Genomic DNA, 22943 nt, shown 5'->3' with positions numbered 1-22943 from the left:
ATTTTAGTTCGAAATTCAGTTTAGTTCAATGTAATTGTGAGTTCTTCTAAAGGAATTCTAACTTTTTTCGCGTATGCAAGCACATCAGCTGCTTCATCACGGTATCCTAAAGCCAAAGCTACAACAGATTGCAATCCTTTTTCTTTCAGTCCTAAGATTTCGTCAAAAGCTGCATTATCAAATCCTTCCATCGGAGTAGAATCTACTTTCAAGTTTGCAGCCGCAATAATTCCTGTGCCTAAAGCAATATACGTTTGTTTTGCGGTCCAAGTCTTAATGAAATCCTCTGGCATATTGATAAAACCAGACAGTTTGCCCTTGAAATCGGCTAAGTTTTCTTCTGGAATATTTCGTGTTCTCGCAACTAAGGAAATATACTCGTCTATATGAGCTTGAGAAACATGTGTATAAGCAGCGAAAATCAATAGATGTGAGGATTCTGAAATTTGCGGATTAAACGACGCGGCTTGTAATTTTTGCTTGATTTCAGGATTCGAAATGGAGATTACTCGATAGGGCTGTAATCCTGCCGATGTTGCTGTTAAGTTAATTGCTTCAAGGATTTCTTGTACTTTTTCGTCTGATACTTTTTCAGAAGTCATTCGTTTTACGGCGTAACGCCAGTTTAATGTGTCAATTAAATTCATCTTTTCTGTGTTTTCGACAAAGGTATAGCATATTAGTATAAAAAAGATACCAATATACTTTAGGATACTAGTTTCAATAAGGAAACTATTGATTCGTAATATTGCGAATTAGTAAATTAGTGAGTTAGTAAAATCGCTAACAACTCCGTAGATTTGTTTCAATTCAAAAAACAGAATGAGTAATAAACTTCACGAAGGCAAAACATTTAACAAAGTTAACTATGTCAATAAACAACTAATCAACAATGAATTTAGCGGTTGTCATTTTATTGATTGTGATTTTACAAAAAGCAATTTTAGCAGTATTGATTTTGTAGATTGTGAATTTGAATCTTGTATGTTTTCACTCACTGTTTTTAAACATTCAGGATTAAAGGATATTCACTTTAAGGATTGTAAAATAATAGGAGTGGACTTTAGTGCTTGCAATGAATTCCTTTTCTCTGTTAAATTCACGGATTGCAGTGTTGATTATGCGACTTTTCATTCGAAAAACATGAAGAAGACCATTTTTACAAATACTGTTTTAAAAGAAGTTGATTTTTCGGAATGTAATTTATCAGAATCCAAATTCGTGAATTGTGATTTGACTAGGACTATCTTTGAACGCACCAATTTAGATAAGGCAGACTTCAGTACAGCAGTTAATTTCGATATCAATCCGGAGCGAAATAGATTGAAGAAGACTATTTTTTCGTCCAATGGATTGATTGGCTTGCTAACGAAGTATGATTTGGTGATTAAGGAATGAACCGATTTTGTAGGTGGCTCTATATCGCATACCTACAAAATTGCTTAAACAAAAAAAGCTCAGTTTTTACTGAGCTTTTTGTAGCGAGACGGAGTCCCGACAGCTATCGGGATGAACTCCGGACCCCAGATTTCACACAAACAAAAAAAGCTCAGTAAAAACTGAGCTTTTGTAGCGAGACGGAGTCCCGATAGCTATCTGCAGCATAATCGTAACCCGTACAACCAGAAACAAAAACCATGTTTTCGACAACAACCGCTCTTGAAAAAGCCATTTAGATCTCAATTTAGAGGTGTTAGGGATATCCAATATTTTTTATTCCGATTAACGCAAATTTATGCTTAGTCCCCAGAATTTGGTCTTGATCCCTTTTGTAGCGAGACGGAGTCCCGATAGCTATCGGGATGAACTCCGGACTTCAACTTTACACAAACAAAAAAAGCTCAGTAAAAACTGAGCTTTTGTAGCGAGACGGAGAGTTGAACTCCGGACCTCAGGGTTATGAATCCTGCGCTCTAACCAACTGAGCTATCTCGCCATATATCCTTACAAATCCCTGAAAGGCGGCACAAAGATAGTTACTTTTTTATTTTATGCAAGACTATGAGCGGTCTTCTTCGAATAAAACTTTTGTCTTGTGTTTTAGTAACTTGAAAATCAAGCTAAACAATAATGCTCCAGCGATCCAATAAACATAACAAAGTGGACATGCAATCGTTTTTGTCATAAAATATTCACGTAATCCAGCTACGAAAATGAATCCCAAAGCGGTTGCAGAGATACCAGAATATTCACGTCGTAAAATTGTTTTCATCGAGAAAGAAATCTCTCCTTTGATGTAATTTTTTCTACTTGGCCAAAATGCAGGAACCGAATTCGACCAATTCACGTAGCTTTCACCAAATTTACGCTCTAAGAAACGCTCTTCAGCAAACATAATACGCTCGTAATAGATCCAAAACAGCAAGCTTACGATAACGATGAAATAAATATTGAATGTGAAACACACGATTCCAATCCACATAAAATAATTTCCTAAGTAGAGTGGGTGCCGCACAGTTGAATAAATACCTTTTGTATTCAAGGCTTCAGCAACTTGTTCTTGTGTATTTCTTCCAGAAGTATGTTTATTACTTGTTCCAATAGCTATCGCACGAATTACTTGTCCTAGTATAGACATGGCAATTGCTGCTCCTGTACAAATGTAGAACCAACGTTCGTTATCCATAATACACTGAACATCTGTAAAATAGATGACAGGAATAGCTAAAACGAATAAAATCACTGGAATTTGTCCTCTGTATTTGAAGAGCTTGTTTCCGTTTTTTTCAAATGAATGTACTAATGCCATGAAAAGAAATGTGTATATTTCGAAAATAATTTTTTCGGCGCGAAGTTAACAATATTAAACTACTATGACAAAAAAGGAACAATTCGAATTAGAATATGTATTAAGAACCTCTCCAAAGGTTTTGGATAAATTATTGTCTACTCCTGATGGATTGAGCGAATGGTTTGCTGAAGATGTTATTGTTAAGGATGATATGTATACTTTTCACTGGGATGGAAGTGAGGAACAAGCACGATTAATTTCTAAGAAAGCAGGTGAACATATTAAATGGCAATGGTTGAATGACGAAGAAGACGAATTAGAAACTTACTTTGAAATGAAATACACTATTGATCCTATGACCAAAGTGGTGATTCTTACTGTTTCAGATTTCGCTGAAAAAACGGAAAAAGATGAAATTGTACGCCTTTGGGAATCACAAATTGGTGATTTGAGAAGAGTAATTGGGGCATAAATAATAAAACGATTATAAAAAAACATAAAGGGTGGAAAATTTTCTACCCTTTATGTTTTTAAACCTATTTCATTCTAGTTCAATTCATTAATAGAATTAACTAAACCTTTACTTAAATCTTCCAAAGCAACCTGTGAAAAATCAAATTTCAATCCTGCTGTCTCGTAAATTTCAGGAATTGATTTAGAATACCCCAAAGAAAGCGCATTCTTATAATCTGTTAGTGCTTTTGCAGGATTCTTCTTATAGTTATTCCAAACTCCTAAAGCACCCAATTGAGCAATTCCGTATTCGATGTAATAGAAAGGAACTTCGAATAAGTGTAATTGTTTCTGCCAAGAACTTTCTAAGACAGCTTCATATCCGTTATAATCAACTAATCCGGTTCCAAAGCGTTTGCTTAGTTTCAACCATTCTTGTGTTCTTTCTTCAGTTGTGTGAGTTGGATGTGTATAAATCCAATGTTGGAATGCATCAATTTGAGCAATCCAAGGTAATACTTTTACCACCGACTCAATTTGCTCCAATTTAGCGCGTTTTAAATCATTTTCGTTCGTATAGAATTCACCCCAAAGTTCCATTGTCAGTAATTCCATAGACATAGAAGCCAATTCAGCCACTTCAGAAGGCAGGGATTTAAACCCTGTCAGCTCCAAATCACGACTCAAAAAGGAATGTACAGCATGTCCACCTTCATGAACCATGGTTGTTAAATCTCTCTGAGCTCCTGCTGCATTCATGAAAATGAACGGAATTCCAGATTCGTACAAAGGATAGTTGTATCCACCTGGAGCTTTCCCAGCTTTTGAATCTAAATCTAAAAAGCCACCAGTTTTCATTGTTTTCAAACAATCGCCGAAATATGAATCTAATTTTTGAAAAACTGCAATTGATTTGTCAAGTAATTCCTCTCCATTTTCAAAAGGTTTTAAAGGAGCCAATCCATCTGGGTCAACCTCAGTATCCCATGGCTTTAGCTTCGATTTTCCGAGTTTGTCAAGTTTTTTTAAACTGATTTGCTTTACAATCGGCACAATTAACGTTTCAATAGCATCGTGAAAAGCCAAACAATCTTCTACTGTATAATCGAATCGACCTAATGCTTTGAATTTATAATCGCGGTAATCGACGCAATCTGCATTCTTAGCGACCTTATTTCGCAATTGAATTAGTTGATTAAACAAATCATCCAATGCTTCACGATCTTCTAGTCGGCGACTTGTAATTAATTCATAAACCTCTTTACGAACAGTTTCATTCGGATCTTTCAAGAAATTGGCGGCTTGTGGCATCGTTAATTCCTTTCCTTCATAGGATATCATCTGTTTACCAGAAATTGCTCCGAATTGTTGACTCAGAGTACTTAATTCTGTTTCAAGTGAAATGTTCTCTTCTCGAAATAATTCCAATGCAGATTGAACGCCTCTGAAATAGATTGAATATGCTTTATCCGTAGCCAATTCTTTCACAAATGAAGAAGCCATCATTTTCTGATTCAAGGAATCTTCGAAAGGAGCAAGGTTTGGCTGTATTTCAGTTACAAAAAACTGATAAGACTCAGTTAGCTTCTCATCTAAAGTGTTAATCGTCATTTTAATATAACGCCAAGCCATATTTTCTTCCAAAACGGCTTCCAATTCACTTTTATCGAATAACCATTGTTTAAATGATTCTTTCGTAGAAATATCTCTATTTTGAAGGTCTAAGAGATAAGACTCTACAGATTTCCAACTTTCGCATGTGAAGTCGGGTGAAACAAATTTTCTCATACTACAAAAATAAAAAAAAGAGATAAAACAATGAGGGGACGCGATGCGTCGCGTCCCCTCATTTTATGAAATATTTTGGATAATTACTTACCTCTCGATGAACCTGTTTTAGGAGCTGCTACTTTTTTCGCTCCAGTCGCTTTGCCAGCAGATTTTACGGGGCCTTTCGCTGCTGGTGCTTTCACAGCTGCTTTAGGAGTTGCTGCTTTTTTCGCAGGAGCCTTTTTTACTGGAGTTTCTTCATCCGTCGAAGTTTCTTCACCTTTCTTAGCTGCTGCTTTTGCAGTTTTCTTTTCCTTAGGAGCTTCTTCAGCTACCTCTTCTTCAATGACCAATGCTCCAGCTTTGAACAATAGATTGTACCACTGGAAAATTTTCTTGATATCAGAAGCGTAAACTCTTTCTTGATCATAATTTGGAAGAACCTCCAATAAGTAAGCTTTCAACTTCGCTTGGTCTTCTTTATGTGAAATTGTTTCTTTCCCTTTTTCCTTTTCAAAAATAGAAACCAAAATTTCTTTCAATGGTTTATCATCATCGTAGGTGTAGATAGAAATGTCATCCAATGCAGAAATTCTGTCTGAAGCGTATGCTGGAACACGTTTTTTGTCTTCCAATGATTCTACAATGATGTTGTTTTTACCTTGAGCCAAAACTCTATACAGTCCTGATTTTCCTGAGATTGCAATGATACCTGTTAAATTCATTCGATTAATTTATATGTCCAAAAATACTGCTTCTTTTTAATTCTTCACAATTTTAACCTGAAAGTATTGAACATCGGTGTGAATAATTAAATAATATGTTCCGTTTTGAAGATCTGAAATAGAAATTTCCTGTGTATTATCAAAACTCGATTTCACCATTCTTCCTTGTAAATCAATTATTTGTAAATCACTTAATGGAATTACAGAGTTAATTATTACATTCCCATGAGTCGGATTCGGATAAACTTGAATTTGACTAATTAATTCTTCTAATCCCAAAGAAGGGTTGTATGGAAGAGAGAAAACTTCACATCCATCAATACTTGTTCGAGAAACTGTATAGAAAGAAGACGAAGGTAAAGTAATGGTATAACTTGAATTCGTAGCACCAGGAATTAAGATTCCATCTTTATACCATTGCAAACTGGGATAAGGACTCGTCGAAAGTAAAGTTCCATTCACAGATATAACTGGCGCGGGAGGAGCAGAAGCTGCTAATACATCTAAAGTATCCGAAAATGAAACACATCCATTTTGATCAAAGGCTTTGAAATAAACCTCCCCAGATGCTGTTAATGGAACTTTGTATGTAGTGTCACCATTCATCCATTCAATGGAATAATTTGGAATAGAAGCTGTTGAAACAGCACTATCACCTGGACAAAAGAATGCATCGGCAGTGATTGTATTGGTAAAGTTAGATTGCAGCAATAGATTTAATGCGTGAATTTTACCATAGCCATAAGCGTTATTCGGAATAACTCCTGTGTAAATATCCGTAAATGCAGTAGAATGAATTCCATCCAAGAAACTTTGATAATTCCCCTTACTGCATTTTTCTAAATAAAGAGCTGCTATACCAGCAACAACGGGGGATGCCATAGAAGTCCCTCCATTTCTAACATGCATGCCATTTTGACTTTTTGAAGCATTCCATCCTGGGTCATTCAAAATCCAAAATGGTCCTGCACTCAATGAAACATCTCCACATGCAACTACATCTGGTTTAGTATGCCCATATTTTGTGGGACCTTTTGAGGAGGCTGGAGTTAATTGCCCTATATTCGTGTAGTTCGGAGGATTTGGCAAGTAGTTATTACCATTCGCATCAACATGTCCCCAACGATTCCTGATATTCCCAACAGTAACCACTTTTGGTGAGCAGTTCCAGGAAGAAACAAGGGTTTGAAGAGAATCGGGTAGGTGATAGTGTTGAATTGGTGGGTAAATTGCGGAAGTTGGAAGCCCTGTAACTAACATGTTATTCAATGAAATAACTTCTGACCCACTCCAAGCATCATATTTCCCAGATCCTTTTGTTTTAAATGAATACAAATAGCTAGTAGAATCTACTTGTGTGAAATAGAATTCTAGATGTAAATTCGGACCAACAATTTCTGGATAAATCTCTAAAATAGCCACTCTGTTTGAACCATTCCACAAAGTGTCTTTAATCGTTGTACCAATACTTGCGTTTGCTGCTCGATAGATAGTCGTAGCTCTTTCTTGAAAGTCGCCAGATGATTTGTTAGCTCCCCAAGCATAGCTCCAAGTTGCGTCTCCTAAATCTGACCAGAGATCTAAATAAACGGTATTTGGACCAAGTTGACTTGCTGGATTTGGCTTCACCCAAACAAAAGAAGTGTCTGAATCAACATCGCCATGAACATGGTATTTGCCCCAAGAACCTGAATTTCCAGCAGCGCAAACAATGATTCGTCCATTTTTTTCATCCAATAAATTATCCATTAAAACGGCTGCAGGGTCTGTTCCGTCATGACTTCCCAAGTAAGAGCCAACCGATAAGTTAACGACGGCAGGCATACCTAGTTGTTCTGCCTTTTTAAAGACAAAATCACAAGCGTCGGCTACAGTAAGAGTCCAATTTGGCAGATTGAAATTTGTTTCAATGACGATGATATTAGCCTCTGGAGCCATTCCTGTTTCCTCTCCATTTGCTAATCCATTTGAAACCCCAGCTCCAGTAACCGATGTTCCATGCCCAGAAGATTCTTCAATACTTCCACAAGTACCTGCTTGGATTTCTGCTCCCGTCCACAATTGCCCATAACCGTAAGGCATAGGAGTGTTTGCCGCATTAGGCAGTGAATGATCCCAATAATAAAGCACTCGTGTATTTCCATTCGCATCCCTAAAATCTGGATGGTTATAATCCAATCCTTGATCGACAAAAGCGACAATCACATCTTTTCCTGTAAATGGTGTTTGTAATCCTCCTAATCCTTGGTGAACTGGTTTTACGAAATGTGTTACTAAGGTTGAATCATTGAGTGGTTTTGGCATCGAAAATTCTAAATAAAACGACTTGATCACTTTAGACTCCATTGCTTGCTTAATCCAAGTTGGATTTGTTTGAATATAGATCCAGTCTTTAGTAACCTGTTTTACTGAAATTTCTTTAATAGACAATAAAGCATCAAGGTTTCCAGAATTGGTTACAGCAAACGCCATGGATGTAGTTGGTTGGTCTGCTAGTAATTTTTTGAATCGAAAATTATCTGTTTGGGCAAAAGATTGCATTGAATTAATAAAAATTAACCCTACTATAAATAATATTTTATTTACTTTCACCGCTTGTTGTAGTAGTTTTCCTATGAACATTTTTTTTAACCTTTAATATAGAATACTCAAAATATCTTTCTGCAAATTAAGATATTTGTTTCAAAGGAATTGTATTCCTTCCAAAAAAAGAATTAATAGTCATGAAGAAAAGAATCCTCACATTATCATTAGCCCTGTTTTCTGTCGGTGTAATGAATTTTATTTACGGTCAAAAAACAGACGAAATAAAAAATTGGTATAATGGTGCTACACCAGGAATGAATACTGAAAAAGCTTATTCTTCTTTGAAAAAGCAACAATCAACAACTGTTATTGTAGCAGTTATTGACTCTGGAATTGATATCGAACACAAAGATCTTCAAGGGAAAATCTGGACAAATGAGAAAGAGATTCCTAATAATGGAATTGACGATGATAAAAATGGATATATTGATGATATTCACGGATGGAATTTTTTAGGAGCGCCAAACGGAGATAATCAAGATTATACACGTTTAGAGAAAACACGTATTTGTGCTGAATTACATCAGAAATTCAACGGGAAATCTGAGTCAGAAATTGCAGCTGCAGATAAAGCAGACTATGCAACATACAAAGAACTTTACAAAGCAATTGAAACTGAACGTAATGGAAATATCCAAGCATTGGAGCAGTATACTCAGTTGGGTGAAATGTTTCCAATGTTGAAAGCAAAATTGATTGAGAAATTAGGCCCAAACTTCACAGAAGATGATGTGAATGCTTGGAAAGTGACTACTCCTGAAGATATGCAGCTGAAGCAATTAGGTACTTATATTGCAAATGGTCAATTGTCAGAAGAAAGCATCAAAGAAGGTGTTGATCATTTTAACGGAAGCATTAACTACCAATTGAATATGGAGTACAATGACCGTCAGTTTATTGGCGATAATCCAGATGATTTCAATGATATCCATTATGGAAATAATGATGTTGAAGGGCCTGAAGCTTTGCATGGAACACATGTAGGAGGAATTATTGGTGCTGTTCGACACAACGAATTAGGTGGTGATGGAGTAGCTGAAAATGTGAAATTAATGTCTCTTCGTGCAGTTCCTAATGGAGATGAGCAAGATAAAGATATTGCATTAGCTATTCGATATGCTGCTGATAACGGGGCATCTGTTATTAATATGTCATTTGGAAAAGCATATTCAAAACATCCAAAAGAAGTGTATGAAGCAATGCTTTATGCTGAATCTAAAGGTGTTCTTTTGGTTCATGCTGCTGGAAATGATGGTGAAAACTTAGATGAGCATCCAAATTTCCCAACAAATGAGTATTCATTCCAAACGAAACCACTGGACATGTATATTTGTATTGGTGCTTCTACAAGAGATAAGAAAAAATTGGCAGCGAATTTCTCCAACTATAGTTCTCGCCAAGTAAATATATTCGCTCCAGGATTTGAGATTTACAATACAATTCCACAAAGTGATTACAAAATTTTGCAAGGAACGTCGATGGCTGCACCAATGGTTTCAGGAGTTGCCGCTTTGCTGAAATCTTATTTTCCTTCATTAACAATGAAAGAAATTAAAGACATTATGTTGGCTTCTGCAAAACAATACAAAGGAACAATGATTCCTTCCCCTGGAACAGATACACCAGTTGATTTTGGAAAACTTTCTACAACAGGTGGTGTTATTGATATCGCTGCAGCAGTAAAAATGTGCAAAGCGAAAGTGAAAAAATAAACTATTTATTGTCTATATTTAATACCGTCTAAGCTTTGCTCAGGCGGTATTTTTTTTGCTTATGAAAATGATTAAACTTATCCCCATTCTTTTTATTGGATTCTATCTTGTTTCCTCTGGAGTTACTAAGCCAAAACCAAGTGAAACAGAAACAATTGATCAATTAATTGATAATTGGCACAAAGCCGCCGCTGAAGCAAATTATACCAACTATTTCCAATTCATGTCGGATAATTTCATCTATTTGGGAACCGATCCCACAGAACGGTGGAATAAAGAAGAATTCGGAGCATTTTGTAAACCTTATTTTGATAAAGGAAAAGCGTGGGATTTTCGAAAAATCGAACGTCACATTGAAATCTCGAAAGATGGAAAATTTGCTTGGTTCGACGAAAAAATTGACACGTGGATGAAGGATTGTAGAGGAAGTGGCGTATTGATTAAAATTGGAAAAGAGTGGAAAATCGCTCAATACAATTTAGCCGTATTGGTAGAAAATGATAAAATTCAAGATTTTATTCGTTTGCGGAATGAATTGAAAGATTAGGTTTCTTTTCTTGAATAAAAATCTTTCTTTTTTAATTCGATTAATAACTATTTTTCATTTTAAGAGATCCTTGCATTAACTTTTTTTGGCGCGCTATCATTGATTCCTTGCATAGTTATTGGTAACTTATCTGAAAACCAATATCATGAAAAGATTATTTTTTTCGGGGTTGATTTTGATAACTGGGTTGTCATTCAACACATTCGCTCAAAGTTCTGATAGTACAGGCATGCCCGGGGATAATTTTGACCTGCAAGGTGCACTGGAATTATTCAAGCAATCTAAGAGTTTAGAAGATTTCGAGAAGAAACTAAATACAGAATCAAATGGAGTTAACAACCTTGATTTAGACGGTAATAATGCCATTGATTACATACGTGTAGTTGATAAAAAAGAGGGAGATAATCATGCCGTTTTACTTCAAATTCCTGTAAATAGTAAAGAATCTCAAGATGTCGCAGCAATTGTTATTGAAAAGCGCGGTAAATCAGAAGCTCAATTACAAATCATTGGAGATGAAACTCTTTATGGTGAAGAAATCCTTATGGAGCCAATTGATGAAAAAGAAACCAAGCAATCATTAGGTCCTTCTATTTTAATGACTCCAACCACCGTTATTTTCGTAAACGTTTGGGGCTGGCCTTGTGTTCAATATATGTATGACCCATTTTATGACCCGTGGTATTCGCCTTATTATTGGGATTACTATCCATCTTGGTGGAGACCTTGGAGACCTGTTTATTGGCACGTTTATTATCAAAGAGTTTATCGATATCATGGTTGGTGTCACTACACCAATGTATATCATGTTCCAAATGCGCATGTCATTTACAAATCTCACCGAACTAGAAGTGCGACAGTGAGAACAAGATATGCTCCGCAACAAGTATCTTACAAAGGAAGAAAGCTCAATAATCAAGTTGCAAATGGGGGAAGAATTGGAACTGAAAAACCAATTAGACCAGAAAATGGTTCTATTCAGGATAAAAGACCAGGTGGAAGAACGGAAGGATTGAAAACAGAGCCAACTCGTCCAAATAGAACTCCAATAACTGAACCAAAAACACGCGAACAAGCACCAAGACCTATAAACTCAAATAATAGGGGGACAATTAATAATGGTGGAAATTCAGGTGTTACACGCCCCATGGAACCAGTAAAAAGAAACCCAACCGTTCAACCGCAACAACAGCCAAATCAACGACAACCTGCGCCAGCGCAAAGGCAACCGATAAATAATCCTCAACGGGTTCAGCCAAAGCCAGAGCGTCAGAGTCAACCCGTTATTCGACAGAGTGCTCCTGTCAGAACTGCTCCAGCTTCCAGACCTTCCAACGGAGGAGGTAAACGAGGAAGATAGAGATGTCAATATCCCGATTTACGGGCTTAGTATAAATCAAAAAGACGAGATTGAATGTCTCGTCTTTTTGATATTAAATTGTGTCTGATCCATTTTTCGATGGATCAGCTGTTATTTTTTTTTGTTTTTCGCGTTTTCTTGTTGTTGGCGTTGTGCATCTTCCAATCGTTGCATAAAGCTCGATTTTTTCTTGGGAGCAGTAGCACCTTTCTTCGCTGAATTTGTTTGAGCTTCTGCCATTTTAGCCTTCAACTTCTCTTCATTTACAAAGAATTTCTTGATAACAAACATCAAGATAATTGTCATTAAAGTAGAGATGAAGTAATAATAACTCAAACCTGAAGAATAATTATTGAAGAAGAAAATCATCATGAAAGGGAACATGTACATAATGATTTTCATATTTGGCATACCTGGTTGTTGCTGTTGAGTCATGTTTGATGAATTCAAATGCGTATACAACAAAGTCGTTCCAGCCATCAATAATGTAAACAAAGAAACGTGGTTACCATATAGAGGAATATATGTTCCAAAGTCCCAAATGGAATCGAATGACGACAAATCTTCGGCCCAAAGGAATCCGCGTTGTCTCAAATCAAATGTTGCTGGGAAGAATCGGAAAACCGCTAAAAGAATCGGCATTTGGAATAGCATAGGAACACAACCAGCAAGGGGAGAAGCTCCAGACGCTCGGTAAAGCGCCATCATATCCATTTGTTTTTTCATCGCATCCTCTTTTTTCGGATACTTCGCATTGATGTCATCAATTTGCGGTTTCAAAATCTTCATTTTTGCAGAAGAAACAAACATTTTCCACTGAACAGGCATCAATACTAACTTCAAGATAATCGTCAGTAATAAAATAGCAAGACCTGCATTTATTCCTAAGTTCATGAAGAATGTAAATACGGGTTGTACAGCATATAAGTTGATCCAACGGAAAACACCCCAGCCTAAGTTTAGAATATCGTCATAGTCTTGATTGTAAGAAGCCAATACGTGGTAATCATTCGGTCCAAAATACCATGAGAAGCTAGCTTTACCATCCTTTACAGACTGCATTCCCAGATTCAATTTTGAACGGTATTTACGAATGTGTGTAAAGAATTCTTTAGAGCCTTCTTTGTAGTTGGTGGAAGTGAATTTAGTTCCTTTTACTTTAAAACCATTGTCTGCATTTAGAATAGAGGAGAAATAGCTTTGTTTGTAAGCCACCCATTTCATATCTGTTTCAGCGGTTTTATAGCTTTCAGCAACTTCACTGTTCCAGTCTAATTTTCCATCAGCAGATTCATAACAAATAGTAGAAACTTTGCGTTGTTCTGAAAGTAAACGCTCAGAGCGCAACATTTCCATTTGCCAATCCAACATTACTGAATTTGGTAAAACTTTCCCGTTTAAATCTTTCAATTGAATGGTGTATCCTAAATCATAACCACCTTTTAAATTGTATGTGTAAATGATTGAACCTTCAGCCACATCATGTCTGAAAACAACTTTGTGCTTTGATTTAGAAACAATTTCGAACTCTTTGTTTCCAGTTGCATATTTGTTTCCTGCAATATTGAAAATCAATTGATTTTTTTGGTCTCCGTCTTTAAACAAGTAAAGTGGTGTAATTTTACCATCATTCTTAGCGAAGTTCATGTAAGATTCGAACTCTTTCAATTGTACTGCTGAAACAACACCACCTTTTGTGGAAAAATCTACAATCAATTTTTCAGACTCCAAACGAACGATTTCACCTTTAGAGATAACCGTAGTAGGTACTTTTACACGAGGAACGATCGTTGTGTCACCTTTTGTAACCTGATTTACATAAACCAAACCACCTTTTTCATCTTTGATTTGATTTCCGTCCTTGTCTTTCTTAGCAACAAGTCTAGGCTTGTTTTTAGCCTCTTTATCAAGTGAATCTGCTTCTTTTTTTGCTTGAAGCGCTAATTCCTTTTGTTCTTTTTGCTTGGCTTGCACTTCCTTTTCGCTTGGTTGACTCATGTATGTGAACACTACCAATAAAGCGCCAATAAGTGTTAGACCAATTACTGTATTCCTATCCATTCCTACTTTGTTATTTTTAATTTATGTTCAATCCGTCGAGGTGAACCGTTAATTTATTTATGATAAGCCATCAGTAATACTCTTGACTGCATATCGTATGTCTTTCGTTAATAAGGCAATCGACAATGCTTCTGACTGCACTACCGCTTGTCTTTTATCAATAAGTCATTTGAAATTCTCATGACCGCACTGACGTTTGTCTTTTATCAATAAGCCATTTGAAATTCTCATGACCGCACTGACGTTTGTCTTTTATCAATAAGCCATTTGAAATTCTCATGACTGCACTGACGTTTGTCTTTTATCAATAAGCCATTTGAAATTCTCATGACTGCACTGACGTTTGTCTTTTATCAATAAGCCATTTGAAATTCTCATGACTGCACTGACGTTTGTCTTTTATCAATAAGCCCACTGGGCTTATTTCTTATGTTCAATTGCTGCTTTCACAAAAGCAACAAATAAAGGATGTGGATTATCCACCGTACTCTTGTATTCTGGGTGGTATTGCGCACCAACGAACCAAGGATGATCAGGGATTTCAATCACTTCAACCAATCCAGTTTCTGGATTTTTTCCTGTAGCAATCATTCCTGCTTTTTCAAAAGCTTCTAAATAGTCGTTATTGAATTCATAACGGTGACGGTGTCTTTCCTCGATAGACTCTGTATTGTAAGCTGAAGCCACTTGTGTATCTGGTCTTAACTGACATTTATACGACCCTAATCGCATAGTTCCTCCCATATTTGAGATGCTTTTTTGCTCTGCCATCATGGAAATTACTGGATATTTAGAATCTTCTGCGATTTCTGTTGTATGAGCATCTTCGTATTTCAGGACGTGGCGAGCAAATTCAATCACCGCACACTGCATACCTAAGCAGATTCCGAAGAATGGAACTTTGTTTTCACGTGCAAAACGTACCGCTTCAATCTTCCCGCTAATTCCTCTAGAACCAAATCCTGGAGCAACTAAGATTCCATCCAAACCACCTAATTCAGCTTCGATATTTTGTTTTGTCAATGATTCGGAATGAATCCATTTCACGTTTACGCGTGCTTCATTTGCAACACCCCCGTGAATAAATGCTTCTGAAATGGACTTGTACGAATCTTTCAATTCTACATATTTACCAACCAATCCAATATTTACTTCTTGAATTGGATTCTTTAAGCGAGTCAAAAACTCTTTCCATTTAGTAAGATCTGGAGAATTTTTAGAAGGTAGACCTAGTTTTTCTAGGGCAACTTTATCCAATTCTTCCGCTTGCATTAATAGAGGAACGTCATAAATTGATTCTGCATCACGAGATTCAATAACAGCATTCATGCTTACATTACAGAATTTCGCGATTTTCTTACGAATCGTTAAATCCAATTCATGCTCTGTTCTACAACATAAAATATCAGGCTGAACACCTAATTCCAATAATTGTTTCACCGAATGCTGTGTTGGTTTTGTCTTTAATTCACCTGCTGCAGATAAATAAGGAATCAATGTTAAGTGAATAACCAAGCAGTCACTTTCAAATTCCCACATCATTTGACGAACAGCTTCAACGAAAGGAAGTGATTCAATATCACCAACTGTTCCACCAATCTCAGTAATTACGATGTCAAATTTCCCAGTTTTCCCAAGAATTTGAATACGTTCTTTAATTTCATCTGTAATATGAGGAATGATCTGAACTGTCTTTCCAAGGTATTCACCTTTACGCTCTTTTTCAATCACATTTTGGTAGATTCTACCGGTTGTTACATTGTTTGCTTGAGATGTAGGAACGTTTAAGAAACGTTCGTAATGTCCTAAGTCCAAATCTGTTTCAGCTCCATCATCTGTAACGAAACATTCTCCATGCTCATACGGATTTAATGTTCCTGGATCAATGTTGATGTAAGGATCTAATTTTTGGATTGTCGTAGAGTAACCGCGTGCTTGAAGCAATTTTGCTAATGAAGCTGAGATAATTCCTTTACCTAAGGATGATGTTACCCCCCCGGTTACAAATACGTATTTTGTTGAATTGGACATATAAAAAAATTGTAACTACGGGGCGCAAAATTACATCAAATAAATGAATAAACACGAATGTTTGGATTGGTTTTTCAGAAATAATCGGTGAACGGTTCATTACGTCATTTATAGGTGTCAAAATCCTCGGTGGTTGGTTACTTAGTCTTTAAATGGAAAAGAGATAATTTGGTTTTAAGTGTTTTTAATCAATAGAAATGGTGAAAAATAAGTTAATAATCATCATGAAACTCTTTCAAACAAAGGGCTGTTCCTAATATCGCGAATTCGCAACCGAAGACGCAAATCAACTGAATCAATAGGGTAATCCATCGTTTAAAAATGTTTGAAAATAAAACCGTGGTTTTCTGACTTCTTTCTTTGTAAAAACGTTTTCGCCCTCTTCATTTAACCTCGGATAGTGAGGCGTATTCCGCTTCATTTTTTTAGGTAAAAGAACTAAATCATGACTGATTTTATTCTGAAAAACGTGTCTGATTTGTTCGCTATCCCATCCAATTCTTCCTCCAACAGTTTGAACTCCAACAAAACGATGTTTTATTTCTCCATAGAGAATTCCATGATTCAATTTCCCAAAAGGATTATTTGTTAAATCTCGAATTCCATTTGGAGCTCCTGGTCGTGGAGTTCTATCCCAAGTTGTATTTCCAGTTTCGCCCGTCCAGATAGCTAGTCCAATACTCGCTTTGTACAAGCTATCACGATAAGACACTATCAAACCTCCTGTTCGAAAACGGTCTTTTGCCTGTCCGCCAAATACATCGTTTTCCATCAAGATATCGAATCGTTGAATGCCTATATTCCATGCGCCTGAACGCTGAGCTGTACCAATCCGATCTAAATACCAATAATGTGCATAACCAATAGAATATTCCGATTTGGACTGATGTAAAGTTCCTTCCCAATCCATGTTTAATGGGTTATTTCCTTTGCCAAACATAACACCCCCACCTGCACTCAATCTGAGCTCTCCAAAATTGGAGCGATTCCCAAAGTTTGTCAGAAAATAACGAGTTGTTACTCCAGCGTTTAATTGTGTGAAATCATTCCCTAAATAGGAATCAAGTTTTAATCCGAGTGAATTTTGATGAGAACCAAAAGTGATTAACACGGTCGCTTTTATTCCTGCATTGGGTTTCCACCGATTTTGCCCAAATGCCAAAATAGGGAACAAGAAGAATAAAAATAAGAGGCGACTCATGAGAAACGAATTTACAATTTTCAGACCGAAAAATGCTGTCTTCACGAAATACTACCAATTAACAGGGATTCACTCCGTTTAATTTATACTGATTACTTTCACTAACTAATTCATTAAATTTGATTCATGTTTAAAGCACGAAAAACATATTGGCTAGCGCAAATAGGAGGATGGGCTTTACTTTCCATGCTTATTTTTTCCGCTTCTAAATTTTCCAATCAAAGCATCGATTTAGAGACGATTGGCATCTCAACGGCCTGTTTCTTTGTTTTCGGAATTGCATTGACTCATTTGATGCGTTACTTCTACATTGTAATGGGTTGGTTAAACTTGCGTCTATCGAATTTAATCTCACGAGTTTTAATCACTTCAATTGTGGTTGCTGCTTTAATGTCGATACTAAATATGCTTGTATCACATTTGGTTTCTTCTCCTAAAACCCCCTTTAAATTTTCTGTTGTTGAATTTTCATTAGACGTTGCTGGAACACTTATCTTCTTCATCCTTTGGAATAGTGTTTATTTTACATTCCATTTTTTTCAAAGATCCAGAGAACAGGAGGTCAGCAATCTTCAGTTAACGGCAAGCCACAATGAAATTGAGTTAAAGAATTTACGCTCTCAACTCAATCCACACTTCTTATTTAATTCGTTGAATTCGATTCGCGCATTGATTGATATTGAACCTTATCGAGCTCAAGAAAACATTACGAAACTCTCGAATTTATTACGTAAATCATTGATTATTGGAAGTGAACAATTGGTACCAATAGAAGAGGAGTTATCAATTGTTCAGGATTATTTGGATTTAGAGAAAGTACGATTCGAAGAACGCTTGGAAATTAGACAAGAACTTGATTCTAAAATTCTGAATTTTCTAATCCCACCATTTATTCTTCAAACCTTGGTAGAGAACGCATTAAAACATGGTGTTTCTCAGTTGATAGAAGGTGGAACAGTTTGGATAAGAGTTTCAAAAAATGGAGATACGATTCGACTTGAAGTAGAGAACAATGGGGTTTTGAAAACGACAAAAAAAGTATCGACAGGAATTGGAGTTGCAAATACATTGAGAAGACTGGAATTACAATACAAAGGAAAAGCTCAATTCGAATTGAAACAAAAGACATCAAATACTGTAATAGCAATTATTGAAATTAAAGAATCATGAGAACAATAATCATTGATGATGAAAGACTTGCACGTGAAGAGTTAAAGAAACTCTTGAAGGATTATCACGAAATTGAAATCATTGACGAAGCAAAAAACCCAGAAGAGGCAATCGAAAAAATCAAAGCTCTAAAGCCTGACTTAATCTTTTTGGATATTCAAATGCCTGGAATGACAGGTTTTGACATGCTCAAGAAATTGGATGAGATTCCGCAAGTAGTTTTTGTAACAGCTTTTGATGATTTTGCATTAAAAGCATTTGAAGTCAATGCACTGGATTATGTTCTAAAACCTGTTGATCCAGCGCGTTTGGATGAAACAGTAAAGAAGCTACTTAATAATTCGGAAGCGGATTTTCAATCAACTGCCAAAGCTCCCAAAACAGATCGATCATCTCGACCATTAACAATTTCCGATTCGATATTCATCAAAGACGGTGAAAAATGTTTTTACATTTCGTTGGATAAAGTACGTGTTTTTGAGAGTGATGGGAATTATGTAAAAGTTTATTTCGATAAAAGTAGACCATTGATTTTAAGATCGTTAAATAGTCTAGAGGAACGTCTAGAGCCACAACATTTCTTTCGAGCTAATCGAAAATTCATCATCAATTTAAACTGGATTCAAAAGGTGGAAAACTGGTTTAATGGTGGATTGCAAGTAGAGTTGAAACCAGTAATTATCAAAACCGCAAACGGAGAAGAAATTCGCGAAGGAGAGAAAATAGAAATTTCTAGACGTCAAGCGATTAAATTTAAAGAGTTATTCTCTATTTAAATATTGTCCTTCTCGATACATTCTGCCCTGTCAATTCTAGTTTTTCGATAAAATCGGGTAAGTATCGAGAATAAGGAGCAGAATACTCGAAGAGACAATACTTGAATCAATTCTCAATCAGCGTGATTCCATTCTCGTGAAGACTAATCAAACGTTGCTTGTAAAGATTTCCTATCACTTGTTTGAATACTTTCTTCGACCAGCCAGTTCTGTATTGAATTTCTTCGGGATCAGATTTATCCGTCAAGTCTAAAAATCCACCGTTATTCTCAAGCATTGTAAGCAATTTTTGAGCATGGGTATCGATTTTATCGTAACCAGCTCGCTCTAGTACAATGTCTAATTTGCCATCAGGTCTAACGGTTTTGACAAAACCTCTCAAGGTTTCCCCCATTCTTACACGGCGGTGTAATTCATTTTTAAAGATCAATCCTTGAAAGCGGTTGTTGACTAATACTTTGAGCCCAAGATCCGTAAATTCCCAAACCATTATATCCACTTCGTCATCTGCCTGCAATTCATCCTTCACAGTTTCCATATACATTCCAATACGAGATGTGCCGACCAAACGCTCAGTTGCTTCATCAATGTACATGTAAATGAAGTAATGTTTTCCTTCTTCCAAAGGCTTCGGTTGTTCACGATAGGGAATGAGTAAATGTTTTTCTACTCCCCATTCTGCAAAAGCACCGTATTGATTGACTTCTGCAATTTTTAAGAATGCGAATTGATTAACAAGTACTTTAGGGGTTAATGTTGTTGCGATAATTCGACCTTCAGAATCCTTGTATAAGAACACATTAACCATGTCGTCAATCTGAAAATCCGGGTCAATATATTTTGTCGGCAACAATACATCATTACCATCTTCATCGACCAAATACGCTCCAGGACTCGTAAAACGATCCAAGCGTAATTCATTATAAACTCCTAATTCCACAGAGCAAAGGTAGTTATTTAAGAATTGAGAATTTAAAATGTAAAAATTTAAAAGGAAATTATTATGTTATAAACTGATTAATTTTCTCGTCATTAACTAAAGATTCACCGTGTTATTAGATTTATTTGCATTTTTATATTCAAATTTTGATCTATGAAACGGAATATTCTATTCAGTTTATTTATAATTTCGATAGCTGTATCTTCTTGTAATAGCGAAGAGCCGAGACTTCAAAAAGAGATAGAAGAGAAAATTAGTCTCGAAAAGGCTGATTGGCTTCTGGGGAGCTGGGAGGATGCATCTGAAGAAGGTAGGTTGTCTGAAACCTGGGTGAAGTCTAGTAATAATTCTTATAAAGCGGAAACTTACTTAGTGTATGGTACCGATACTGTTTTTCGTGAATATTCACGAATAAACAAGGCTGGTAAAACACTTCATTGTATCATTACTATTCCAGATCAAAACAATGCAAAGCCCGTTGTTTTTAAATTAAGTAAACAGGAGGATGACCTTTTGGTGTTTGAAAATCAGCAGCATGATTTTCCTCAGGTAATCACCTATACACATAAAGGAGATTCCGTAATTGCAGAGATTTCAGGGATGCAAAAAGGAGAGTTCGCTAAAGATCGTTTCGCTATGGTGAAAGTGAAGTAACTAAAAATGGAAAACATAATTTCTCACTATTACTTCAGTATAATCATTTTATTTAAATCTTAAAAAGTTCAATTAATCTTCAAATGCTTTAGAAATATAAATTCCCAGCTTGTTTTGCTGCGATAATCATACAAGGAAGCTTCAAGTCATTCGTAATTAAAGATTGAGCAAAATTATCGAACTGCGGAAGTAAGCTTTCAGAATGATAAGCTATAGCAATCAAATCAATATTTTTCTCAGCTACATATTTAATCACCTTTTTAGAGTATCCACCTCCAGAAGGAAGGAGATTCACTTCACATTTCGTAGATTTTTCATCGTATTTATTGCGAATTAGAAGCACTCTATTTTTTGTTTGCTGAGACAATCCTTCGTCCGAGTGTTTTTCTCCAATTACGTGAACAGTTGCGCCAAAGATATTGGCTAAATCTCCAGCCGAACTTACAATTTGTAAGCTTTCTTTGGTTAAATCGATTGGAACTACAATATTTTTAATTTCTTGATGCTTTGTTTCTTTTTGTACAATGATGAAAGGTACATCACAACTTGTAATAACTTTCATGGCGAAACTCCCTGTTAATTTTTGAAAGCCTTTTGCCCCATGAGTTCCCATCAAAATTAACTGCGCGTGCTCTCTATTTGCAATTTTACTAATATCAGTAAAAATATCCCCAACCGCTACAAGTACGAACATTTCCACACTCTCTGGAATAACTTTTGCTTTAATGATGTCCCATAATTTTGCTTCAACACCAGCAATTTTTGCTTTGTTATCCACTAAATTTAAAAGCATAATATCTGTTCGAACATGTCTCCCAAGGAACAAAGCATAATCTAAAGCTGTATTTCCAACTTCAGTTAAATCGTGTGGAACTATGTATAAATTTCGACTCATAGCGATTATTTTTCACCAAAATAGGAAAAAACTTGTTAGCATGAGTGCATTAATTTTTAACATTTCAATGTTGATTGATTATTTCGGCTTTTTTAACGAACATTGGCACCGGTATTAAGTTGTTATTAACTGTGTAGTATACTTTTACGGTATATTAATACAGCAACATGTTTGGTCTTGTTTTCCTTCTTTTATTAGTCTCTCAGGCTACATTTTCTTATTCGCTTTTTGAAACTCAAAATCCCATTTTATTGATTCTTGGGATTTTGCAATTGATTTTATTTTTTGGTGCTGTAATTATCACCATGAAGAGCTTTCGTCAAAGTAGAACGGCAGATTACCGAAAAGGATTCAATGCTTTTGGTGTCATGATTGCAACTGGAGTACCAACTCTGGGATTCTTTTTATTTGGACTTATTTACATCATCACTGGTTTTGTGTTTATCGAATACCTTGGTTTTGGTATCGCGCTTTCGTTGTTTTTTGCCATTCTAGTTGGAATTATTTGGGGAAGATGGAATTGGAAAACACATACTATCGAAATTCCGTTCGAAAATCTTCCTGCTGATTTAGATGGATTAAGAATCGTTCAAATCAGTGATATTCACGTGGGAAGTTTCTTCAACAAGTACGATAAAGTAGAAAAAGCAATTCAACAAATCAATCAATTAGAAGCTGATTTTGTATTCTTCACTGGTGATTTAGTCAACAATATTGCAGAAGAAATGCTTGGATGGGAACCTGTTTTCTCAAAAATTCAAGCAAAAGAAGGGAAATATAGTATTTTGGGGAATCACGATTACGGAGATTATGTTCCGTGGGAAAAGGAAGAAACCAAAAATGCCAATCTAGCGAAGCTAATTGCAATTCACAAAGAAATTGGATTTACTCCACTATTGAATGAATCAATCGAATTAAAGCCTGGATTTTGGCTTCTTGGAGTTGAAAACTGGGGTAAACCTCCTTTTAGACAAAGCGGAGAGCTTGAAAAAACATTGGGAAAAGTACCACTTAATTCCTTCAAATTATTGCTTTCGCACGATCCAAGTCATTTTGATGAAGAAGTAATTAAAACGGGTGTCGATTTGACTTTATCTGGTCACACACATGGGATGCAATTCGGAATTGAACGTTTTGGAATTAAATGGAGCCCCGTTTCGTTGCGTTATAAAAAATGGGCTGGATTGTACCAAACAGGAAAGCAGTTTTTATACGTGAATCGTGGATTTGGATATTTGGGATTTCCAGGTAGAGTAGGAATTTATCCAGAGATTACTGAGATTGTTTTGAGGAGGAAATAAAACGCGATTTATCGTTCAAAATTTATAAAT

At 36.0% G+C, this 22943-nt stretch carries 19 protein-coding genes and 1 tRNA gene; 9 read left to right on the top strand and 11 right to left on the bottom strand.

All coding sequences use genetic code 11. From position 1 onward, the window contains the following. Positions 1–20: 20 nt before the first annotated feature. Positions 21–647 carry an NAD(P)H-dependent oxidoreductase gene (locus FLUTA_RS17590; RefSeq protein ID WP_013688257.1) on the bottom strand — a complete coding sequence of 209 codons (627 nt, stop codon included), beginning with the start codon at positions 645–647 and terminating at the stop codon, positions 21–23. Between the two features lie 175 nt (positions 648–822). Between FLUTA_RS17590 and FLUTA_RS17585 the strand changes: the two genes are divergently transcribed. Next, on the top strand, positions 823–1398 hold the full coding sequence (locus tag FLUTA_RS17585) for a pentapeptide repeat-containing protein (RefSeq protein WP_013688256.1): 576 nt from the start codon (positions 823–825) through the stop codon (positions 1396–1398). Positions 1399–1862: 464 nt separating this feature from the next. Here FLUTA_RS17585 and FLUTA_RS17580 read toward each other — a convergent pair. Next, a tRNA-Met gene (locus FLUTA_RS17580) sits at positions 1863–1936 on the bottom strand. A gap of 63 nt (positions 1937–1999) precedes the next feature. Beyond that, on the bottom strand, positions 2000–2749 hold the full coding sequence (locus FLUTA_RS17575; protein ID WP_013688255.1) for a methyltransferase family protein: 750 nt from the start codon (positions 2747–2749) through the stop codon (positions 2000–2002). Positions 2750–2813: 64 nt separating this feature from the next. Between FLUTA_RS17575 and FLUTA_RS17570 the strand changes: the two genes are divergently transcribed. Beyond that, positions 2814–3203 (top strand): START-like domain-containing protein, encoded by a 390-nt coding sequence (locus FLUTA_RS17570; protein WP_013688254.1) that lies wholly within the window; start codon positions 2814–2816, stop codon positions 3201–3203. 74 nt (positions 3204–3277) lie between these two features. Here the strand turns inward: FLUTA_RS17570 and FLUTA_RS17565 are convergent, their stop codons facing one another. The 3 genes from FLUTA_RS17565 to FLUTA_RS17555 all read right to left on the bottom strand — a co-directional run bounded on the left by FLUTA_RS17565 (position 3278) and on the right by FLUTA_RS17555 (position 8301). Then, positions 3278–4972, bottom strand: coding sequence for a M3 family oligoendopeptidase (locus tag FLUTA_RS17565; protein WP_013688253.1), 1695 nt, complete (start codon positions 4970–4972; stop codon positions 3278–3280). Positions 4973–5055: 83 nt separating this feature from the next. Then, positions 5056–5679, bottom strand: coding sequence for a DUF5606 family protein (locus FLUTA_RS17560; protein ID WP_013688252.1), 624 nt, complete (start codon positions 5677–5679; stop codon positions 5056–5058). Between the two features lie 36 nt (positions 5680–5715). Further along, entirely contained in the window at positions 5716–8301 is a 2586-nt protein-coding gene (locus tag FLUTA_RS17555) for a S8 family peptidase (protein WP_013688251.1), read from the bottom strand. Between the two features lie 101 nt (positions 8302–8402). On the opposite strand from FLUTA_RS17555, the gene FLUTA_RS17550 reads away from it, so the two are divergent. The 3 genes from FLUTA_RS17550 (at position 8403) to FLUTA_RS21010 (ending at position 11884) form a co-directional block, all read left to right on the top strand. Then, positions 8403–9977, top strand: coding sequence for a S8 family peptidase (locus FLUTA_RS17550; protein WP_013688250.1), 1575 nt, complete (start codon positions 8403–8405; stop codon positions 9975–9977). A 61-nt stretch (positions 9978–10038) separates the two neighbouring features. Further along, positions 10039–10524, top strand: a complete 486-nt coding sequence (locus FLUTA_RS17545; protein WP_013688249.1) for a nuclear transport factor 2 family protein — start codon at positions 10039–10041, stop codon at positions 10522–10524. 145 nt (positions 10525–10669) lie between these two features. After that, complete coding sequence (locus FLUTA_RS21010; RefSeq protein WP_013688248.1) at positions 10670–11884, top strand: hypothetical protein; 1215 nt, start codon at positions 10670–10672, stop codon at positions 11882–11884. 111 nt (positions 11885–11995) lie between these two features. Here FLUTA_RS21010 and yidC read toward each other — a convergent pair whose 3' ends face one another. The 3 genes from yidC to FLUTA_RS17525 all read right to left on the bottom strand — a co-directional run bounded on the left by yidC (position 11996) and on the right by FLUTA_RS17525 (position 17177). Then, positions 11996–13945, bottom strand: coding sequence for a membrane protein insertase YidC (gene yidC, locus FLUTA_RS17535; protein ID WP_013688247.1), 1950 nt, complete (start codon positions 13943–13945; stop codon positions 11996–11998). Between the two features lie 420 nt (positions 13946–14365). Beyond that, positions 14366–15976, bottom strand: a complete 1611-nt coding sequence (locus FLUTA_RS17530; RefSeq protein WP_013688246.1) for a CTP synthase — start codon at positions 15974–15976, stop codon at positions 14366–14368. 295 nt (positions 15977–16271) lie between these two features. After that, the gene (locus FLUTA_RS17525; RefSeq protein ID WP_013688245.1) at positions 16272–17177 is read right to left on the bottom strand and encodes a polymorphic toxin type 23 domain-containing protein; all 906 of its coding nucleotides are present in this window, start codon (positions 17175–17177) and stop codon (positions 16272–16274) included. Between the two features lie 126 nt (positions 17178–17303). On the opposite strand from FLUTA_RS17525, the gene FLUTA_RS17520 reads away from it, so the two are divergent. After that, complete coding sequence (locus FLUTA_RS17520; protein WP_013688244.1) at positions 17304–18347, top strand: sensor histidine kinase; 1044 nt, start codon at positions 17304–17306, stop codon at positions 18345–18347. Further along, positions 18344–19123 (top strand): LytR/AlgR family response regulator transcription factor, encoded by a 780-nt coding sequence (locus FLUTA_RS17515; RefSeq protein ID WP_013688243.1) that lies wholly within the window; start codon positions 18344–18346, stop codon positions 19121–19123. The genes FLUTA_RS17520 and FLUTA_RS17515 overlap by 4 nt, the downstream gene beginning before the upstream one ends. Before the next feature lie 106 nt (positions 19124–19229). Here the strand turns inward: FLUTA_RS17515 and FLUTA_RS17510 are convergent, their stop codons facing one another. Continuing rightward, positions 19230–20063 (bottom strand): CvfB family protein, encoded by an 834-nt coding sequence (locus FLUTA_RS17510; protein WP_013688242.1) that lies wholly within the window; start codon positions 20061–20063, stop codon positions 19230–19232. Positions 20064–20216: 153 nt separating this feature from the next. On the opposite strand from FLUTA_RS17510, the gene FLUTA_RS17505 reads away from it, so the two are divergent. Further along, positions 20217–20717, top strand: a complete 501-nt coding sequence (locus tag FLUTA_RS17505; protein WP_013688241.1) for a DUF6265 family protein — start codon at positions 20217–20219, stop codon at positions 20715–20717. Positions 20718–20805: 88 nt separating this feature from the next. Here FLUTA_RS17505 and FLUTA_RS17500 read toward each other — a convergent pair whose 3' ends face one another. Beyond that, complete coding sequence (locus FLUTA_RS17500; protein WP_013688240.1) at positions 20806–21612, bottom strand: universal stress protein; 807 nt, start codon at positions 21610–21612, stop codon at positions 20806–20808. 167 nt (positions 21613–21779) lie between these two features. On the opposite strand from FLUTA_RS17500, the gene FLUTA_RS17495 reads away from it, so the two are divergent. After that, complete coding sequence (locus tag FLUTA_RS17495) at positions 21780–22913, top strand: metallophosphoesterase (protein ID WP_013688239.1); 1134 nt, start codon at positions 21780–21782, stop codon at positions 22911–22913. Positions 22914–22943 lie beyond the last annotated feature (30 nt).

The sequence above is a fragment of the Fluviicola taffensis DSM 16823 genome, assembly GCF_000194605.1.
Taxonomy (GTDB): domain Bacteria; phylum Bacteroidota; class Bacteroidia; order Flavobacteriales_D; family Crocinitomicaceae; genus Fluviicola; species Fluviicola taffensis.
The sequence above is the reverse complement of the archived record's forward strand: the minus strand, read 5'-3'. Positions and strand labels throughout refer to the sequence as shown.

What these genes read in the sequence shown, in the direction of transcription:
- FLUTA_RS21010 (WP_013688248.1), top strand. Translation starts at nt 10,670, where the DNA reads ATGAAAAGATTATTTTTTTCGGGGTTGATTTTGATAACTGGGTTGTCA.
- FLUTA_RS17500 (WP_013688240.1), bottom strand. Translation starts at nt 21,612, where the DNA reads ATGAGTCGAAATTTATACATAGTTCCACACGATTTAACTGAAGTTGGA.
- FLUTA_RS17550 (WP_013688250.1), top strand. Translation starts at nt 8,403, where the DNA reads ATGAAGAAAAGAATCCTCACATTATCATTAGCCCTGTTTTCTGTCGGT.
- FLUTA_RS17505 (WP_013688241.1), top strand. Translation starts at nt 20,217, where the DNA reads ATGAAACGGAATATTCTATTCAGTTTATTTATAATTTCGATAGCTGTA.
- FLUTA_RS17560 (WP_013688252.1), bottom strand. Translation starts at nt 5,679, where the DNA reads ATGAATTTAACAGGTATCATTGCAATCTCAGGAAAATCAGGACTGTAT.
- FLUTA_RS17515 (WP_013688243.1), top strand. Translation starts at nt 18,344, where the DNA reads ATGAGAACAATAATCATTGATGATGAAAGACTTGCACGTGAAGAGTTA.
- FLUTA_RS17495 (WP_013688239.1), top strand. Translation starts at nt 21,780, where the DNA reads ATGTTTGGTCTTGTTTTCCTTCTTTTATTAGTCTCTCAGGCTACATTT.
- FLUTA_RS17525 (WP_013688245.1), bottom strand. Translation starts at nt 17,177, where the DNA reads ATGAGTCGCCTCTTATTTTTATTCTTCTTGTTCCCTATTTTGGCATTT.
- FLUTA_RS17565 (WP_013688253.1), bottom strand. Translation starts at nt 4,972, where the DNA reads ATGAGAAAATTTGTTTCACCCGACTTCACATGCGAAAGTTGGAAATCT.
- FLUTA_RS17575 (WP_013688255.1), bottom strand. Translation starts at nt 2,749, where the DNA reads ATGGCATTAGTACATTCATTTGAAAAAAACGGAAACAAGCTCTTCAAA.
- FLUTA_RS17570 (WP_013688254.1), top strand. Translation starts at nt 2,814, where the DNA reads ATGACAAAAAAGGAACAATTCGAATTAGAATATGTATTAAGAACCTCT.
- FLUTA_RS17585 (WP_013688256.1), top strand. Translation starts at nt 823, where the DNA reads ATGAGTAATAAACTTCACGAAGGCAAAACATTTAACAAAGTTAACTAT.
- FLUTA_RS17590 (WP_013688257.1), bottom strand. Translation starts at nt 647, where the DNA reads ATGAATTTAATTGACACATTAAACTGGCGTTACGCCGTAAAACGAATG.
- FLUTA_RS17545 (WP_013688249.1), top strand. Translation starts at nt 10,039, where the DNA reads ATGAAAATGATTAAACTTATCCCCATTCTTTTTATTGGATTCTATCTT.
- FLUTA_RS17530 (WP_013688246.1), bottom strand. Translation starts at nt 15,976, where the DNA reads ATGTCCAATTCAACAAAATACGTATTTGTAACCGGGGGGGTAACATCA.
- yidC (WP_013688247.1), bottom strand. Translation starts at nt 13,945, where the DNA reads ATGGATAGGAATACAGTAATTGGTCTAACACTTATTGGCGCTTTATTG.
- FLUTA_RS17555 (WP_013688251.1), bottom strand. Translation starts at nt 8,301, where the DNA reads ATGTTCATAGGAAAACTACTACAACAAGCGGTGAAAGTAAATAAAATA.
- FLUTA_RS17520 (WP_013688244.1), top strand. Translation starts at nt 17,304, where the DNA reads ATGTTTAAAGCACGAAAAACATATTGGCTAGCGCAAATAGGAGGATGG.